Genomic DNA, 16,538 nt, shown 5'->3' with positions numbered 1-16,538 from the left:
TGAAATTCCCCGGCCTCAGGAGGCCGAAGTGACATTGGCGGACATTGCCCGGCTGGCGGGCGTCTCTCGGACCACGGCCAGTTACGTGCTGAACGGACAGGCCGAGGCGCGCCGCATCAGCCCCAAGACGGTGGCGCGGGTGATGGCCGTGGTCGAGCGCCACGACTTCCGCATCGACGCCCAGGCCGCCGCATTGCGTCGCGGTGCCAGCCGCACGCTGGGCTTCATCGTGCCAGACCTCGAGAACGCCAGCTACGCCCGGCTCGCGAAGCTGCTCGAGCACGGCGCCCGGAAGGAGGGCTACCAGTTGCTGATCGTCGGCTCTGGCGATGACCCCCAGACGGAGCGGGAGCTCGCGTTGACCCTGCGCGCGCGGCGCTGTGATGCGTTGATCGTGGCGAGCGCACTGCCCGCGAAGGACTCGTTCTACACCGGGCTGATGGAGGGCGGCACGCCGGTGATCGCCGTGGACCGCGCGCTGGACCCGAAGCACTTCGTCTGTGTGATCAGCGACAACGTGTCCGCCGCCGAGGCCCTGACGCGCTCGGTGATGGAGGAGCACACCCGGAGCATCGCCTGGCTCGACGCGGTGCCCGCGCTGTCGATCAGTGTCGAGCGGCGCAAGGGCTTCCGGCGCGCCGTCAAGGGACGCCTCGAGCACGTCCACGAGCTCACCGGCGCCCGGTACGACCGCGAGAGCGGCGCCCTGTTGATGCGCGAGCTGCTCGCCCGCCACGGCCTGCCGGACGCACTGGTCACCAGCTCCTATACGTTGCTGCAGGGCGTGCTCGACGTGCTGCTCGAGTCACCCGCCGGCCTGCCCCGGTCGCTGCGGCTGGCGACGTTCGGAGACGATCGCCTGCTCGACTTCCTCCCGTTGCGCGTCAACTCGCTGCCGCAGCGGCACGAGCGCATCGCCGAGCTGACGCTGGCGCGCGCGCTGGAAGCGGTCCAGGGCCACTACGAGCCAGGCTGCGAGGTGGTGGCTCGTGAACTCAAGCGCCGCGACTGAGCGGACACTGTGTCGCCTGGCGGACCCGTGGAGCGGATGGGCGTGGACCGGCGTACCGCGCCACGCCGGTCCAGTTACGTTCCGCCCTCCGTCATTGGAGGGTTCATGGATTCGTCGCGCAGGAAGTTCTTGCAGCTGGCAGGCGTGGCCGCCGTCACGGCGAGCGTGGGAGGCAGGACAACGGAGGCCGAGGCCGCCGAGGGCAGCGCCGCTCCGAGCCCCGATGCCATGCCCATGCGGACCTTCGGAAAGACGGGGGTGAAGGTCTCCGCCATTGGCGTGGGCGGGTTCCATATCGGCAAGCCGAAGGATGAGCAGGTGGGCATCCGCATCATCCAGGAGGCGCTCGATGCCGGCATCAACTTCATGGACAACGCCTGGGACTATCACCAGGGCCGCTCCGAGGAGATCATGGGCAAGGCGCTCGAGGGCCGGCGCGACAAGGCCTTCCTGATGACCAAGGTGTGCACGCACGGCCGCGACAAGAACGTGGCCATGAAGCAACTGGAGGACTCGCTGCGGCGGCTGCGGACGGATCACCTGGACCTGTGGCAGATCCACGAGGTCGCCTACGCCAACGACCCCGAGCTGCACTTCCAGAAGGGCGGCGTGGTGGAGGCGCTGGAGCAGGCGAAGAAGCAGGGCAAGGTCCGCTTCGTGGGCTTCACCGGGCACAAGCACCCGGAGCTGCACCTGCGCATGCTGAAGCACGGCTTCCCCTTCGACTCGGTGCAGATGCCGCTCAACGTCTTCGACGGCAGCTTCCGGAGCTTCGAGCGGGAGGTGCTCCCCTTGGTGCTCCAGCGCAAGATGGCCCCCCTGGGCATGAAGAGCCTGACGGGAAACGCGAACCCGGTGAAGCAGGGCGTGGTGACGGCACAGGAGGCCATCCGCTACGCGATGAGCCTGCCGGTCGCCGTCACCATCACGGGCATCGACTCCCCCGACATCCTCCAGCAGAACCTCGCCATCGCGCGCGGCTTCAAGCCGATGACGAAGGAGGAGATGGCGGCCCTGCGCAACCGGGTGGCGCCACTCGCCGCGGACGGGCGCTTCGAGCTGTTCAAGACGACGGCCGTCTACGAGGGCAACGAAGGACGGCAGCAGCACGGCTTCCCGCCCCAGGGCGAAATGCAGGGCTAGGAACGCCAGCGGCCCCGGTGTAGAGGACGGCGGAAACGGCTGGAGAGGAGCTCGCGGTGGACCTGATCACCGGGGTATGGGAGTCGCTGAAGGCGGTGCGGGAGCGTTCGCCGCTCGTGCACAACATCACCAACTACGTCGTGATGAACAACACGGCCAACGCCCTGCTCGCCGTGGGGGCCTCGCCCGCCATGGTCCACGCGCGGGAGGAGGTGGCCGAGTTCGCCGCCATTTCGCAGGCGCTGGTGGTGAACATCGGCACCCTGTCACCGGACTGGGTGGAGGGCATGCGGCTGGCCATCCAGTCCGCGCGCCAGTCCCGGGTGCCCTGGGTGTTGGATCCCGTGGGCGCCGGGGCCACGCGCTATCGCACCACCACCGCCGCCGAGCTGGCACGGCAGGCTCCAGCCGTCATCCGTGGCAATGCCTCGGAGGTGCTCGCGGTGGCGGGCGAGGCGGGCGCCACGCGCGGAGTGGACAGCACCCAGTCCTCCGAGGCCTCGCTCGAGGCGGCCCGGCGGCTGGCCTCCAACCTGGGCACCGTGGTGGCCGTCACGGGCCAGACGGACTACATCACCGACGGCTCGCGCGTGGTGGCGGTGGACAACGGCCATCCGCTCATGTCCCGCGTGACGGGCATGGGGTGCACGGCCTCCGCGCTCGTGGGCGCCTTCCTGGCCGTGGAGCCCGACACGGTACTGGCCGCCTCGCGCGCCCTCGTCGTGCTGGGCCTGGCCGGAGAGCTCGCCGCCGCGCAGTCCAAGGGGCCGGGCTCGCTGCAGCTGCACCTGCTGGACGTGCTCCACACCCTGGACGAGTCCACCGTGCGCGCCCGCGCCCGTGTGCGCTGAGGAGACGCCCGCCATGCCCCGCCGTGTGCCCGACCTGTCCGTCTATCTCGTCACCGACCGCCTCTTGTCGCGTGGGCGGGCGCTCGTGGACGTGGTGCTCTCCGCGGTGCGCGGTGGAGCCACCGTGGTGCAACTCCGCGAGAAGGAGGGCTCGGCCCGCGAGACGCTGGAGCTGGGCCGGGCCCTGCTCCACCGGCTGCGGCCGCTCGGAGTGCCGCTCATCGTCAACGACAGGGTGGACCTGGCGCTGGCGCTCGGGGCGGATGGCGTCCACGTGGGACAGGGCGACCTGCCGCCCGAGGTGGCCAGACGGCTGATGGGGCCCGACGCGCTGGTGGGCCTGTCCATCACCGGGGCGGCGGATCTGCCCACGTTGGACCCGGCGGCGGTGGACTACGCGGGCGTGGGCCCCATCTTCCCCACCGGCTCCAAGGCGGACGCCACCCCGGCGCTCGGGCTGGAGGAGCTCGCCCGGCTGCGGCGCCTGCTGCCCGTCCCCATCGTGGCCATCGGTGGCATCACCGCCGCCAACGCCCCGGCGGTCATCGCCGCGGGGGCGGACGGCGTGTCCGTGGTCTCCACCATCTGCTCCGCGGAGAACTGCGAGCTGGCCGCGAGTGCCCTCGTCAGAGCCGTCCGGGAGGGACTCGCGCTCAGGGCCTCTCCGCCGCCGGGGTGACCCTCACGGCAGGTCCTGGACGGCATGGAGCCGGAGCGGCGTGCCCTCCGTCTCGGGAAACGCCAACTCGAGGGCGAAGGACTCCTCGCCCAGGCGGCGCGCGGGTGCCCGGCTCCAGAGATGGAGCAATCCGGTAGGTATGCACCTCGCGTCCACATCCAGCCCACACCAGTGCTCCCAGCAGAAGGACCTTGCGTCAGCAGGTCATGCACAGCGCCTGGGCGACGAACACGCGGTCCCTCGTGCCCGAACCCGGCGCCTGACGCTATGGTCATGGGCCATGCGTTCCTCGAACATGACCGTTGGCAGACAGCGACTGCACCCCAAAGGACCGGAGTTCTCACGCCTCGTGGCAGGTCTCTGGCGAGCATTCCAGGGCGAGGAGACACGTGAGCCCATTGGACTCGCACGATGGATCGATGCCTGTCTGGAGTTGGGCATCACCAGCTTCGACCACGCCGACATCTATGGCGACTACCAGGTCGAGGCGCTCTTCGGCAGGGCGCTACGGGAGTGGCGTGGCGACCGCGGCCGCATCGAGTTGATCACCAAGTGCGGCATCATGCTCGAGAGCAGCCAGCGGCCCACGCACCGGGTGAAGCATTACGATACCAGCCGTGCGCACATCCTCGCCTCGGTCGAGAATTCCCTGCGTCACTTTGGGACCGACTACCTCGACCTGCTGCTGCTCCACCGGCCGGATCCCCTGATGAATGCCGACGAAACGGCGGCGGCCCTCGACGAGGTGTGCCAGTCCGGCAAGGTCCGGTACGTGGGAGTCTCCAATCACACGCCCGAGCAGATCGAGCTGCTCCAGTCCCGTCTGTCCCGGCCGCTGGTGACCAACCAGATAGAGCTGTCGGTGCTGCACCTGGAGCCGCTGCACGACGGAACGTTGGAACACGCGCAGCGGCTGCGCATGGCGCCCATGGCCTGGTCTCCGCTCGGGGGAGGCAACCTCTTCTCGGCCCAGGGAGAGCGGGAGCGGCGGGTGCGGGAGGCCCTGGTGTCCGTGGGGGCGGAGCATGGCCATGACAACCCGGGTGCGATCGCCATCGCGTGGCTGATGAATCACCCCGCCCGTCCGGTGCCTGTCCTGGGCACGAGCAGGGTGCGGAGGCTGCGCGACCTGGTCAGCGGCGTGTCGCTCGCACTGACCCGCCAGCAGTGGTTCTCCATCTGGCAGGCCTCCGCTGGGCATCCCGTGCCTTGACCGGGCTTGAGTCAACCTTCGGCCTCTCCCTCCAAGGAACACCACATGCCATCCACTGAAGCGAAGGTCGTCCTCGTCACGGGAGCATCCTCGGGTATCGGGCAGGCTTGTGCGCGGCTGCTGAGCGCACGGGGTCACACCGTCTACGGGACGAGCCGCAAGCCTGGCACCACGCTGGAGGGCGGGCGGATGCTGGAGCTGGATGTCACTCGGGACGAGTCGGTGCGGCGGGCGGTGGACACCGTCCTGGCGGAGTCGGGCCGCATCGACGTGGTCGTCAACAACGCGGGGTTCGCCCTCGCGGGCGCGATCGAGGACACCTCCCTCGAGGAGGCACAACGCCAGTTCGACACCAACTTCTTCGGCGTGCTGCGCGTCTGCAAGGCGGTGCTCCCGGACATGCGCGCGCGGGGCTCGGGGCTCATCATCCAGGTGAGTTCCCTGGGCGGTGTGGTGGGCCTGCCCTTCCAGGGGCTGTACAGCGCGAGCAAGTTCGCGCTGGAGGGCCTCACGGAGAGCCTGCGCCAGGAAGTGGCACCCTTCGGCGTGCGGGTGACGCTGTTGCAGCCCGGGGACGTGCGCACGCCCATCACGGACAACCGCGTACGGGTGCGCCAGGCGGGCCCCGGTTCCTCCTACCAGGAGTACTTCGAGGCCGCGCTGGGCATCATCGAGAAGGAGGAGCGGGCCGGCGTCACGCCCGAGGCCGTCGCGGAGCAGGTGCTGGCGTTGATGGGCCGGCGGGTGCCCGAGGTGCGCTCCACCGTGGGCCACCTGTCGCAGCGCGTGCTCACGGCCACCAAGGCCTTCCTGCCCTCGAAGACCTTCGAGAAGATGGTCATGTCCTACTATGGCCTGACCCGGGGTTGAGCGAGCCTCCCTCCCCGGGATTTCGACAGCAGGCGGCCAGGCATGGGCGATGCCTTTCCCCTCACGCGGGATATGCTGCGCGCGAGGCGACCCCCCCATGCTCCGATACGCCGTCACCCTCTTCCTCAGCGCCTTCCTCCTCTTTGGTGTGCAACCGCTGGCGGGGAAGTACTCGCTGCCCTGGTTCGGCGGAACGCCGGCGGTGTGGACCACGTGCATGCTCTTCTTCCAGGCGATGCTCCTGGGAGGGTACGCCTACTCGTATGCGAGCGTCCGTTGGCTGGCGCCGAAACGGCAGGCGCGCGTCCACCTGGCACTGCTGGGCATCACGGTGGTGGTGCTGCTCGGCCGCGCGGTGCTGGTGGGCTCGCCCGTGGCTCCCGGGCTCGAGTGGCGGCCGGCGGCGGATGGGATTTCCACCACGCGGCTGCTGGCCATGCTCGCGGCCACCCTGGGGTTGCCCTTCTTCACGCTGTCCACCTCCGCGCCGCTGCTCCAGAGCTGGTTCAGCCGCATGCGGCCAGGCGCCTCGCCCTACAGGCTCTACGCCCTCTCCAACACGGCCTCGCTCCTGGCGTTGCTGGCCTATCCACTGCTCGTCGAGCCCTGGCTGGGCCGAGGCGTGCAGGCCTGGGTATGGGGAGGAGGCTTCCTCCTCTTCGCCGCTGGCAGCGCGATGTGCGCCGTGGGCGTGCTGCGCCATGAGGAGGCACCCGCGCAGGTGGCCCGGGAAGAGGCCACGGCCGAGTCTCCAGGCGTGGCGCCCACCCTGGCCTGGCTGGGGCTGAGCACGTGCGCCTCGGTGCTGCTGCTGGCCACGACGAATCAGCTCTCGCAGAACGTGTCGGCGGGGCCCTTCGTCTGGGTGCTGCCGCTGGCCCTGTACCTCGTCACCTTCATCATCGCCTTCGAGCGAGAGGCGCTCTACTCGCGCCTCTTCACCGCGCTGCTGCTGTTGGTGGCCGTGGGCGGAGTGACACGCATCACCTACAAGGGCGCGCACGTGTCCCTGCTCGTGCAACTGCTCGTGCACTCGACGGCGCTCTTCTCCGGAGCGCTGCTGTGCCACGGGGAGCTGTACCGGCTGCGGCCCGCGCCACGGTTCCTCGGAGCCTTCTACCTCTGGGTGTCCGCGGGCGGCGTGCTCGGCGCGGGGCTCGTCCACCTGGTGGCCCCTCGCGTCTTCAACGTCTACCTGGAGTACCCCCTCACGCTGGGCCTCTGCTGCTTCCTGGCGGTGCTCCTGCTGCTGCGGCGCGCCCCGGACGAGACGGTGGCCCGCGCCGCCTTCCGGTATGTGCCGGCCCTGCTGCTGCTCCTCGTGGCTGGCGGGCTCGGGCTGGCGGTGTCGGACGAGCGCCACGTGATCGGCTCCTGGCGTGGCTTCTTCGGCGTGGTGCACGTGACGGAGCCCCTGGGCCGGGAGCAGGAGGAGCACGCCTTCGTGCTGCGGCACGGAGACATCATCCACGGCTTCCAGTACACGCGGCCCGAGCGGCGCATGCGGCCCACGGCCTATTACACGGCCGAGAGTGGGCTGGGTCTGGCCCTCACCGAGCAGCGGCGGCTCAAGGAGCTCACGGGGCAGCCACCGGGGCTGCGCGTGGGAATCCTGGGGTTGGGCGTGGGGACCACGGCGGCGCTGGGACGCGCCGGGGACACGCTGCGCTTCTATGAGATCGACCCGCAGATCATCTCCCTGGCCAAGGGCGAGGGCGGCTACTTCTCCTATTTGAGCGACACGCCGGCCCGGGTGGAGGTGGTGGAGGGAGACGCGCGCATCCTGCTCGAGCAGGAGTTGGCGCGCGGCCAGGCGCAGGGCTTCGACGTGCTCGCGGTGGATGTCTTCAGCTCGGACTCCATCCCGGTGCACCTGCTCACCGAGGAGGCGGTGGAGGCCTACCGGAAGCACCTGGCGCCCGGCGGGGTGCTGGCACTGCACATCAGCAACGTGCACCTGGACCTGCTGCCCATCGCCGTGGCGCACACGTGGTCCTCTGGCCTGCCGGCCACGCTGGTGACGACGGAGAAGAAGGACGACGCGCGCGGCAGCTTCTGGGTGGTCATCGACCAGGACGGGCGATTCACCCGGGGAGAGACCTTCACGCGCGAGGGCAAGCGGGTGCAGCGGCTGGCCTTCGCCGAGGCACCGAAGAAGCGGTGGACGGACGAGCGCAACAGCCTGCTCCCGTTCCTCCGGGCACTCGGGGTGAACCGGGAGGGCCTCGTCGAGCTCGAGGAGCCCGCGGTGGCTCCCGCTCCCGTGGCCGCTCCCGCCGCCCCCTGAACACAGAAGAGGATGCCGGGTGGCCTCACGGCCTCAGGGATTGAAGCGTCGCACTCCGCGCCGGTGCGGCGGCAACCATGGCGTCGATCAGCGTGCGCGCTTCACCGGGTCCTTGCCCTCCGAGGGCGACAATCGTGGGGTTCCGGCTGAGCAACCACAGCCCGAGCGTGAGGACAGGAGCCGGAATCCTGCCGAGGACCGCCAGGTTCGAAGGCGTCACGGGATGGCCGAGGGAACGAACGATTTCGAATCCCTCGGCCAGGCCGGAGGCGAGCTGGCGCGATTCCGTCCATGACAGCCCGGACCCGCGCTTGTGAGCACGGTCCGCGGTAATCATCACCGGCACCACCAGCGCGGCATGGGTGCGCAGCCAGCTGTGCATATCGGCCTGGGTGTCGGTGGGAATGCCAGCCCTTGAAAAGGTCTCGGCCCATGCCGGGTCGGTGACGATGGTGAGCTGCACGGCGGAGAACGAGCGGGGAATGACCCGGGCTTTGAGCTTGCCGTCCTGGAGTTCGGCCAGGATGGCGGGAAAGCCAAAAACGAACCGCTGAGCCCCCACCGCGTCACGCAACCGGTCGAGCGGCGCGAAGGTGTTGAACATGAACATCACCTGCCTGGCGGCGCTTTGTCGCAGCGCGGGCAACACCGCATCGACCTGTGATTCGAGCACGGTAACCAGCACCAGATCCCACGGGGTGGTGGTATCGAGAGCAGCGCTCACTTCGACCGGTGCGCGCCGCTCATCCGTGGTGACAATGGCGCGCTCCTTCTCGAGCCACGCGAGGCGTGCGCCACGCGCGACGACCGTCACTTCATGGCCTGCCCGGGAGAGATGGAAGGCGAAGGTGCTGCCGATGGCACCTGGACCGACGATGGCGATTTTCATGCGGACCTTGGTAATCCGCGAGGGAGCACCTCGCCATGCGGGTTTCGCCAACTCCAGGTACGAATGCGCCCCTCAGCGCTCCACCGTCGGATGCGCTCGCCGCCAGCGCCGGCGTGATGCGGCGGACAGCGGCAACAGGATGAACAGGAGCCCAGCCGTGAGGCCCGGGCTGGCATTGCAGCCCCCACCCGAGGAGCCCTGCCCATTCCCATCACCGGTGCCCGGCAGGGGGTGGCCGCCGTCGGTCCCCGCGTCCGAGGGCTCCCCCGCATCCGTGCCGGTCCCCCCATCCGAAGCCGTTCCCGCGTCCGCGCCGGTTCCCGCGCCGCAGTCTCCCAGCGAGTGCTCGAGCGCACCGAGCGTATAGGCCCCTCCCGAGGGACGAGGGCGGGCACAGAAGTCGTCCGTCACCGTGGCCCGCGCCTCGGCGGCCCCGAGAAGCTGCGACACATTGCCCTTGAGTCGCAGATCTCCGCTCAGGGGCGCCTGGTACCAGGTGGTCCAGGTGCCCGTGGCCACGCTCATCAGGTTCGTGCCGGCAACGAAGCTGCCGCTGTCGCGAGTGCGAATGGCCGAGGACAACACGTTGCCGTGGGCCTCTCCGGTGGTGGAGGCGAAGCGGAAGTCCACGCCCGTGGTGGAGATGAGTGTGTTGAACAGCACCTTCGTGTTGGCGGCCTTGTTCAGGTAGATGCCCACGTCCGAGCAGTTGATGATGACGTTGTTGCGGATGATTCCGTCCGTGTGCTCGGGGTCGCAGGGGACACTCGCATCGAAGGCGGGCGCACAGTACGCATTGCCCGTTCCTCCACCGCCGAAGGACAGGCCGATGCGTGTGTCTCCGCTCGGTGAGTCCTTCACGCAGAGGATGCGGTTGCGCTCGAAGACGCCCCGCTTGCCACCGCTCTTCATGAAGGCGCCGTAGGAGATGCCACCCACCTTGGAGAAGTCGTGCACGTCGTTGTCGCGGACCACCCAGTCATCACCGGTGTCGATGTTGATCTTGGTGACGGGGCTGGAGGTCGCGCGCGCGTGCGTATCGTAGAACTCGTTGTGCTCCACGAGGCCCCGGTGGGGCATCTCATAGACGCCACTGCCATTCGGCGACGCGTTCACCTTGAGTTGCGCGTTGAAGTCACGGATGCGGCTGTTGCGCAGCACGAAGCCTTCCGCGTGGCCCGTGACATGGAACGCGTGCTCGCAATCGGGGTCCTGAGAGCAGACCCCCTCGATGGTCAGGCCATCGAAGGTCCAGTATCGGCCCGACACCTTGAAGCCCTCGAGCGCGTTGAACTGGATGCGCGCGGCGTGCCGGTTCGCGGCACGAACGGTGATGGGCTGGGAGACAGTGCCCTCCGCCGCGCAGCTCAGGTTGGCGTTCACCGTGTACGTGCCATCCGCGAGGACGATGTCATCGCCCGCTTGCGCCGAGGAGAGCGCGGACTGCAACTGGGCAACAGTCGAGACGTTCTTCACCGCGGCCACGGCGTGCAGCGGCAGGAGGATCAGGGCAAGGAAGGTCATCCGCATGACCGGTGAGGCTACCCGATGCCCGCTGGGATGGGAGGAGTTGCTGATGGCCGGGGCGACAGGATTTGAACCCGTGGACGAGAGGTGCCCCCAACCCGAGACGGCACACATGACCGTCTCATACTTGAACAAACCGTGTGACCCGGGTGCGGCTGCCACGCCGCGGGCTTCGGCGTATACGCCTGGACGCGCCACCGAGTGCAGGCGCTCGACGATTCCTCACAGAAGTCAGTCCCGGAGCACCCCATGTTCACATTACGGATGCAGTGGAAGGTCGGCCTGGCCGCCCTGATGGCGATGGCGGCCCTGGTCGTCCCTGGCCCGGTCGTGGCGGAGGCTCCAGACGGCTCCATCGCCGCGGCTCGCGCGCAGCCCCTGGGCAGTACGGTGACGGTGGTCGGTGTGGCCACCTCATTCACAGGCGCCTTCTTCCCCAACGACAATGGTTTCGCCATCCAGGAGAAGAAGGTCGGCATCTACATCCTCGACTCGCTCGACGCGGACGTCGAGGTCGGTCAGGTGGTCCGTGTGACGGGTACACTGACCAACTCCTTCGGACAGGTACTCAGCGTGGCCCCGACCTCCATCGAGGTGCTGGGTGAGGAGAACGTCCCCCCGCCCCACCCCGTGAAGACCGCCGAGGTGAGCGAGGAGACCGAGGGCCGCCTCGTCCGCATCATGGGCACCATCGTCAGCGACATCGAGGATGACCTCCCCTTCGGATTCAAGTTCGCGGTGGATGACGGCACCGGCCCCACCTTCGTGTTCGTCAATGCCGGCACGGGCATCGACGTGAGCGGGCTCGAACAGGGGCAGCGCGTCGTCATCCAGGGCTTCAGCGCGCAGTTCCTCGACGAGTACGAGGTGGACCCTGTCTTCCCGGAGGACATCCGCATCCTCCCGGTACCGTGACGTCCCGGCGGGTGAAAGCCAAAGCCCGGGGCGCTGTCCGCGGGGTGACCGCGGCCCTGGGCCTCAGCGGACCGAGGAGCCGGAGCCCGTGAGCCTCCGCCCCTGGACGCGGGTGTTCATCACGTCCTCTTCCGTCACGAACTCCGTGTAGAACACCGCCGTACGCCCGGCCCTGTCGGAGACGACGAGGGGGCTGTACTCGGGCTCGTCGTGCCGGGCGATGGGCCGCCCACCGGGGTCGCGCACCGAGCCGTCGGGCCGGATGCGCGCGCCGTGCACGTCCACGGGCTCGTTCTCGGGGATCGACTGCCCGTTCTCCTCCCATACCAGCCAATGGTTCGAGCCATCGAACGTGGCGGTGGGCCGCGTCCGGGACGTCTCACCCATCGCGACGGTGATGGGCACTGCGTCCAGGACGGCACCGCTCCCGCTCACGCGGGCCGCGGAGATCCTCGAGCCGGCCGAGAACGGACCTTCCGCCCAGGCCACCAGCACGTTCGTCCCGTCGAAGGAGAGCGCGGGCGGCGCGAAGGAGGCCGGCCCCGGAGCGATGAGGAGCCCCGGCGAGTCGAGCACCGTGCCGCTCTCCGTCACGCGAGCGCCGCGAATGCTCGTCTCCGTGTCGAACTCCGTGAAGTCGAAGTGCACCCAGGAGATGAAGGAGTGGCCACCGGCGTCGATGACCGAGGGCATCTCCTCGGTGGCGAGGGTGCCCGCGATGAGGAAGCCGCCAGGGTCCAACACCGCGCCGGCGGAGCTGACGCGAGTCCCGAAAAGGTCGGTGACGTTGCCGAACTCGCCGCTGGTCCGCCCGTCCTCCCAAACCACCAGGAACCCATCCCCGGAGGAGGCCACCGAGGGATGGGTCTGGGTGTCCTCCAGCGCGGCGATGGGCAGGCTGGTGGCATCCAGCAGTACGCCCGCACTGCTCACCCGGGCCCCCCGGACGTCTCGTTCAAAGGTATCCGGCGAGACGTCTTCATCCCAGACCACGAGGAAGGTGGCTCCGTTGAAGGCCACCGAGATGGTTCCGGGATTGAGCCCGGTGGGCAACAGGACGGGGGAGCCGAGGCGGCGGCCATCCGTGCGCACACGGGTGGCCAGCAGCCGCTCCTCCTCGTCGGCACGAGCCTCCCGCCAGACGACCAGATACTGGCCATCGCCATACGCGGAGGCGGCCAGTTCCTGCGCGGTGGCCGAGCGGGTGAACAGAAGCGGCGGCGAGTCCTGGACCGTCGTGTCGTGCTTCACCCGGGTTCCGAGGATGTGGCTCCCCGCGCCGAAGGGCTCGGCGTCCTCGGCCTGGGCGCTGAAGGTGACGAAGTAGTGGCGGCCGTTCGAGGCCACCGCCGGGGCGCTCGCTTTCGGGGAGTCCCCGGAGGACGGCAGGGAGAATCCCGCCGGCTCCAGCACCTCCCCATCATCCGACACGCGGGCGCCACGAATGAGGAAGTCCTCGCCGCGGATGTCGCCCCAGGCGACGAGCGATTCGCGGCCGTCGTGAGCCAGCCGCGGGGCGGACTGGGCTCCAGGATGAGTGGCGATGGGAAAGCCCGTGGGCTCCACCACCCTCAGGTCGCCATGCACCCGCGCGCCGTAGATGTCCGGCTCCCCGTCACGGCCGTCCTCCCAGACGACGAGGAAGCGCTCCCCGGTCCAGGTCACGTCGGGGCGGACCTGGCCAGCGGGCACCTCGATGAGGGGCACACCTATTCCGTCCAACACCGTGCCGTCCTTCCTGACGCGAGACCCATAGATGTCTCCCTCGTCCCCGCCGCGCTCGTCGCTCCAGACGACCACGAACTGTCTTCCGTCCCACGCCACGGCGGGATCGAACGCGTTGTTGAACCCGGGTGAGAGCGACCGCCGGTCGAGCACCGTGCCCCTGGAGTCCAGGCGCGCGGCGACGACGACGTTCTCGTCGTCACCGGAGAAGGTGAAGACCACCAGACACAGCTTCTTCGTACAGGCGATACCGGGTGGCCCGCCCGCCTCGTCGCTGAAACCGAGGGTGAAGTGACGGCGCACGTCTCCGTCGCCCTCCACGTGGGCGCCGAAGATGCCATCCGAGCTCACCCAGACGACCACGAACTGGGTGCCGTCATACGCCACGCGGGGGCGGCCTCCCGAGATGCCGGTGGTGAGGTTGAGCGGGATGCCCGCCGGGTCGAGGATGTGACCATTGGGCTTCACGCGCGAGCCAAAGACGCCGCCGGTGCGTTCGTCCCTCCAGACGACCAGGTACACCTTGCCGTCGAAGGCCACGGAGGGCCCGGGGGAGCCCGTGCGTTGCGCCTCCAGGACGGGCCGGCTCACGTCGAAGGGGCTGGAGACGCCAGAGGAGAGCCGTGCCTCCGAGCCCAGCGACCGCACGCCGTCCGTCCCGGCCTCGAGTGACAGGTTCTCGACGTCCGGCTCGTCCTCTGGCGTCGGTCCACACGCGAGCGCCAGCGTTCCGAGCAAGGCCGCACCCCAACACGCGAGCCACGTGGCTCTTCTCCTGGTCTGTTCCATATGCGCCCCCTCCGGTAGGGATGGGGCGCAACCTCATGTCAGCCCGTCGATGGGGCAATCCGCCTGAAGGGGCGAGCCTGCATCCAATCGCACACGCCCGGCGCCAGGCCGCCTCAGGTCCAGAGCTTGACTCGAGCAGCTCGCAGCAACCGGTCGCCCGCGCAAGGCAGTGGTGCGCCTGGAGCGCGACGTACAGTCCTCCTTGGGCGGGCATCCTTCACCGTCCAGGACATGTCTCAAGGCCCTCCTGGCCCACCACCTACCCCGGCCCTCCCCCGCAACAGGGCTCCCATGCCGCCTATGCTCCTCTCGCGAGGGAGGAATATGCTTTCGCAATGGGCGTACCCTTCTTCTGGCTCTCTGTCTGCATACCCCCCGAGCACTCCTCGGAGGTTGCGTCGAGCTTCGATGCAGCTGTGGCCGCCTCGCCTGTGAACCCGACCGCGCGACAGGTACTAAACCGCTGGCGCGAGGACCCAGGTTCCCTTTCTCCCGAGGCTATTCCCGATCCTGCCCATCCTGGCTCTTGGACATTCCCCGAAGGGACCGAAGAGTTCGAGGAGCTCTTCCGTCCGGAGGCGCTGAGTGCATTCGGTCAGGGATTCATCAGAACGGGCACGGAGGCGAACGGCTGGGGCATCCAGCTCGACGAGGACAATGGCAACCTGATGATAACCGACCGCGTCCCAGCCCCCGCCGCCTTGTACTTCGGCTTGGGGGCAGCGCAGGTGGCAGACCTACCCGGCCACTTCGGCGCCCTCTTCGTAGCCCCGAGCGACGTTGGCGAGCTTCTGCCAGCCCTGGAGGCAGTGCTCGAACGCCCCTCCCCGGAGATGCTCGCCCGGGCCCGGAGGTGGTTGAGAGGCGGGAACAACACCCGTGTCCACCCCGAGGAGCTCTTCTCCTTCATCCCCCACGCCCTCCGGAAAGCCGAAGCTCGGAAAGAAGGAGTATTGGTACTCACGGCCAGGGGTTGACCTGAAGCCGCTATGCGCGGCAGTACACCATGCGCGTCGCCCAGACATTGCGACGTCAGCGTTTGCACCTCGTCACCACGACCTTGATCTGCAGGCCCGCCTCTTCGAGTGCTGGCATCAGCGCGGCCTTGTGCTCCTCGGTGCTCCCCCCCACCACGAAGTCATACCCACAGGCTCGCGCGATTCTGCTCTCTTCTGCGAACTCTGAGAGCGAGCTGCCGGTGCACGAGCTCCTCGCGCGCGGTATCGCCCTGGCGCCCGCCTCGTTCTGGCCCGGGCCCACCAACACGCTCTTCATCGGTTGGTTGCGCTGACAGGCACGGGCTCCGCCATGACCGTGGGCCCGGTCGCGGGTGCACGACTGGGCCCCTGCCTCACGAGTGGCCGGGGGCCTTACCGGGCCGTATACCCGCCGTCGATGGCGAGCGTCGTGCCGGTGACGTACGAGGACCAGTCGGACAGCAGGAACAGCACCGGCCTGGCCACCTCCTCCGAGCGGGCGGCGCGCTGCATTGGCACGCCTTCGACGAAGGCATGGCGGAGCTGCTCGCCCTGGTCGACGTGGCCCCAGAGCTCCGTCTCGATCGGACCGGGCAGCACTGCGTTCACGCGGATGCCCTCCGTCGCATAGTCGAGGGCCGCGGCCTTGGTCATGCCCAGCAATCCATGCTTGGCCGACGAGTAGGCGCTGAAGCCGGGCCCGGAGACGACTCCGAGGATGGAGGCGCAGTTGACGATGGAGCCGCCACCGCGCTTCTTCATCGCCTGGATTTCGTAGCGCATGCAAAGGAGGGCGGAGTCCAGGTTGACCGTCATGAGCTGGCGGTACTCGGCCGGCGGGAGGTCCGCGAGCTTCCCAAGGGGGCCGGGGATGCCAGCGTTGTTGAAGGCACCATCCAGCCGGTCGTACTCGCGAACGGTGCGCGCGACGAGTGCCTCGATGTCGGCCTCCTTCGAGACATCCGTGCGGACGAAGAGCGCATGGCCTCCGTTGGCTCGGATGTAACCCGCCAACGCCTCTCCCTTCTCCTCGCGGCGGCCGGCGAGCACCACCCGGGCGCCCTGCCGGGCCGCCTCCATGGCGGTAGCGGCTCCAATGCCAGACGTGGCGCCGGTGACGATGATGACCTTGTCCTTGAGCAGCATGGATGTCTCCTGTTCCTGCGTTGAGTGAGAGCCTCGAGCGAGCGCACCACAGCAAGACAAATGCCAGTTCGCAGCCGCGAGCCTCTCCGAGTAGCGGAGGGCCCGCACCGCGCGGAACGCCTGTGTCAGACGGGTTGTCTGACGTGTCAACCGACGCGTCAGCGCCGCCCGGTGAGTGTCAACGGCGTTGTCACCATCAACCCCGCTGTCCACGTCACCGGGGCAGGCCCACACTACCTCCCGTGTAGCCGACTTATGAAGTGTGTCCACAAAACCGGGGCAGGCTCAAGAGCCCGGCCCAGGCTGCGACGGTGGAGTCGACGATGGAGCGCACGCCGCTATGGGCATTCTCTCGCTCCCCCTCAACCGCATCCCGGATATAGCGCCGCTACTCGCCGCGGTGCCCGCCGAGACGGTCGTTCTCGACACCTCGAACTACCATCCGCTGGCTCACGGCCGCATCGAGGCCATCGAAGCAGGCCAAGTAGAGAGCCCGTGGGTGGGAAGGCCCAGCG

At 68.8% G+C, this 16,538-nt stretch carries 15 protein-coding genes; 9 read left to right on the top strand and 6 right to left on the bottom strand.

The window, feature by feature from the left end; genetic code table 11:
- The first annotated feature begins 28 nt into the window (after window positions 1-28).
- From cra to thiE, 4 genes are all read left to right on the top strand, one after another.
- Entirely contained in the window at window positions 29-1,012 is a 984-nt protein-coding gene (gene cra / locus Q664_RS29595) for a catabolite repressor/activator (protein ID WP_043403256.1), read from the top strand.
- A gap of 105 nt (window positions 1,013-1,117) precedes the next feature.
- Window positions 1,118-2,155 (top strand): aldo/keto reductase, encoded by a 1,038-nt coding sequence (locus tag Q664_RS29590; RefSeq protein ID WP_043403254.1) that lies wholly within the window; start codon window positions 1,118-1,120, stop codon window positions 2,153-2,155.
- Between the two features lie 56 nt (window positions 2,156-2,211).
- The gene (gene thiM, locus Q664_RS29585; RefSeq protein WP_235216928.1) at window positions 2,212-3,006 is read left to right on the top strand and encodes a hydroxyethylthiazole kinase; all 795 of its coding nucleotides are present in this window, start codon (window positions 2,212-2,214) and stop codon (window positions 3,004-3,006) included.
- 13 nt (window positions 3,007-3,019) lie between these two features.
- Window positions 3,020-3,685, top strand: a complete 666-nt coding sequence (gene thiE, locus Q664_RS29580) for a thiamine phosphate synthase (RefSeq protein WP_043403251.1) — start codon at window positions 3,020-3,022, stop codon at window positions 3,683-3,685.
- A 3-nt stretch (window positions 3,686-3,688) separates the two neighbouring features.
- On the opposite strand, the gene Q664_RS62295 is transcribed toward thiE, so the two are convergent.
- Window positions 3,689-3,814, bottom strand: coding sequence for a hypothetical protein (locus Q664_RS62295; protein ID WP_268811417.1), 126 nt, complete (start codon window positions 3,812-3,814; stop codon window positions 3,689-3,691).
- 220 nt (window positions 3,815-4,034) lie between these two features.
- Here Q664_RS62295 and Q664_RS29575 point away from each other — a divergent pair, with 220 nt between their 5' ends.
- From Q664_RS29575 to Q664_RS29565, 3 genes are all read left to right on the top strand, one after another.
- On the top strand, window positions 4,035-4,898 hold the full coding sequence (locus Q664_RS29575) for an aldo/keto reductase (protein ID WP_235216927.1): 864 nt from the start codon (window positions 4,035-4,037) through the stop codon (window positions 4,896-4,898).
- A 45-nt stretch (window positions 4,899-4,943) separates the two neighbouring features.
- Window positions 4,944-5,768 (top strand): SDR family oxidoreductase, encoded by an 825-nt coding sequence (locus tag Q664_RS29570; RefSeq protein ID WP_043403248.1) that lies wholly within the window; start codon window positions 4,944-4,946, stop codon window positions 5,766-5,768.
- Between the two features lie 97 nt (window positions 5,769-5,865).
- Window positions 5,866-8,055, top strand: coding sequence for a spermidine synthase (locus Q664_RS29565; RefSeq protein WP_043403246.1), 2,190 nt, complete (start codon window positions 5,866-5,868; stop codon window positions 8,053-8,055).
- A gap of 25 nt (window positions 8,056-8,080) precedes the next feature.
- Here the strand turns inward: Q664_RS29565 and Q664_RS29560 are convergent, their stop codons facing one another.
- Together Q664_RS29560 and Q664_RS29555 are read right to left on the bottom strand one after the other, a co-directional pair.
- Window positions 8,081-8,944, bottom strand: a complete 864-nt coding sequence (locus Q664_RS29560) for a ketopantoate reductase family protein (RefSeq protein ID WP_043403244.1) — start codon at window positions 8,942-8,944, stop codon at window positions 8,081-8,083.
- A gap of 72 nt (window positions 8,945-9,016) precedes the next feature.
- Complete coding sequence (locus tag Q664_RS29555; protein ID WP_043403349.1) at window positions 9,017-10,468, bottom strand: chondroitinase-B domain-containing protein; 1,452 nt, start codon at window positions 10,466-10,468, stop codon at window positions 9,017-9,019.
- Between the two features lie 252 nt (window positions 10,469-10,720).
- Between Q664_RS29555 and Q664_RS29550 the strand changes: the two genes are divergently transcribed.
- On the top strand, window positions 10,721-11,386 hold the full coding sequence (locus Q664_RS29550) for a single stranded DNA-binding domain-containing protein (protein WP_152622404.1): 666 nt from the start codon (window positions 10,721-10,723) through the stop codon (window positions 11,384-11,386).
- A gap of 63 nt (window positions 11,387-11,449) precedes the next feature.
- Here the strand turns inward: Q664_RS29550 and Q664_RS29545 are convergent, their stop codons facing one another.
- Window positions 11,450-13,849: a hypothetical protein gene (locus Q664_RS29545; RefSeq protein WP_052518824.1), complete on the bottom strand. Its 2,400-nt coding sequence runs from the start codon at window positions 13,847-13,849 to the stop codon at window positions 11,450-11,452.
- Window positions 13,850-14,235: 386 nt separating this feature from the next.
- Between Q664_RS29545 and Q664_RS29540 the strand changes: the two genes are divergently transcribed.
- Window positions 14,236-14,877, top strand: coding sequence for a hypothetical protein (locus Q664_RS29540; RefSeq protein WP_043403241.1), 642 nt, complete (start codon window positions 14,236-14,238; stop codon window positions 14,875-14,877).
- Window positions 14,878-14,932: 55 nt separating this feature from the next.
- Here the strand turns inward: Q664_RS29540 and Q664_RS59395 are convergent, their stop codons facing one another.
- A complete protein-coding gene (locus tag Q664_RS59395) occupies window positions 14,933-15,175 on the bottom strand; it encodes a DUF6310 domain-containing protein (RefSeq protein ID WP_043403238.1) in 243 nt (80 codons plus the stop codon).
- A 95-nt stretch (window positions 15,176-15,270) separates the two neighbouring features.
- Window positions 15,271-16,023 (bottom strand): SDR family NAD(P)-dependent oxidoreductase, encoded by a 753-nt coding sequence (locus tag Q664_RS29530; protein ID WP_052518823.1) that lies wholly within the window; start codon window positions 16,021-16,023, stop codon window positions 15,271-15,273.
- Between the last annotated feature and the right edge of the window lie 515 nt (window positions 16,024-16,538).

The sequence above is a fragment of the Archangium violaceum Cb vi76 genome, from assembly GCF_000733295.1.
GTDB classification, from domain to species: domain Bacteria; phylum Myxococcota; class Myxococcia; order Myxococcales; family Myxococcaceae; genus Archangium; species Archangium violaceum.
Note: the sequence above shows the minus strand (reverse complement) of the source record. Positions and strands in the feature narration are given on the sequence as shown.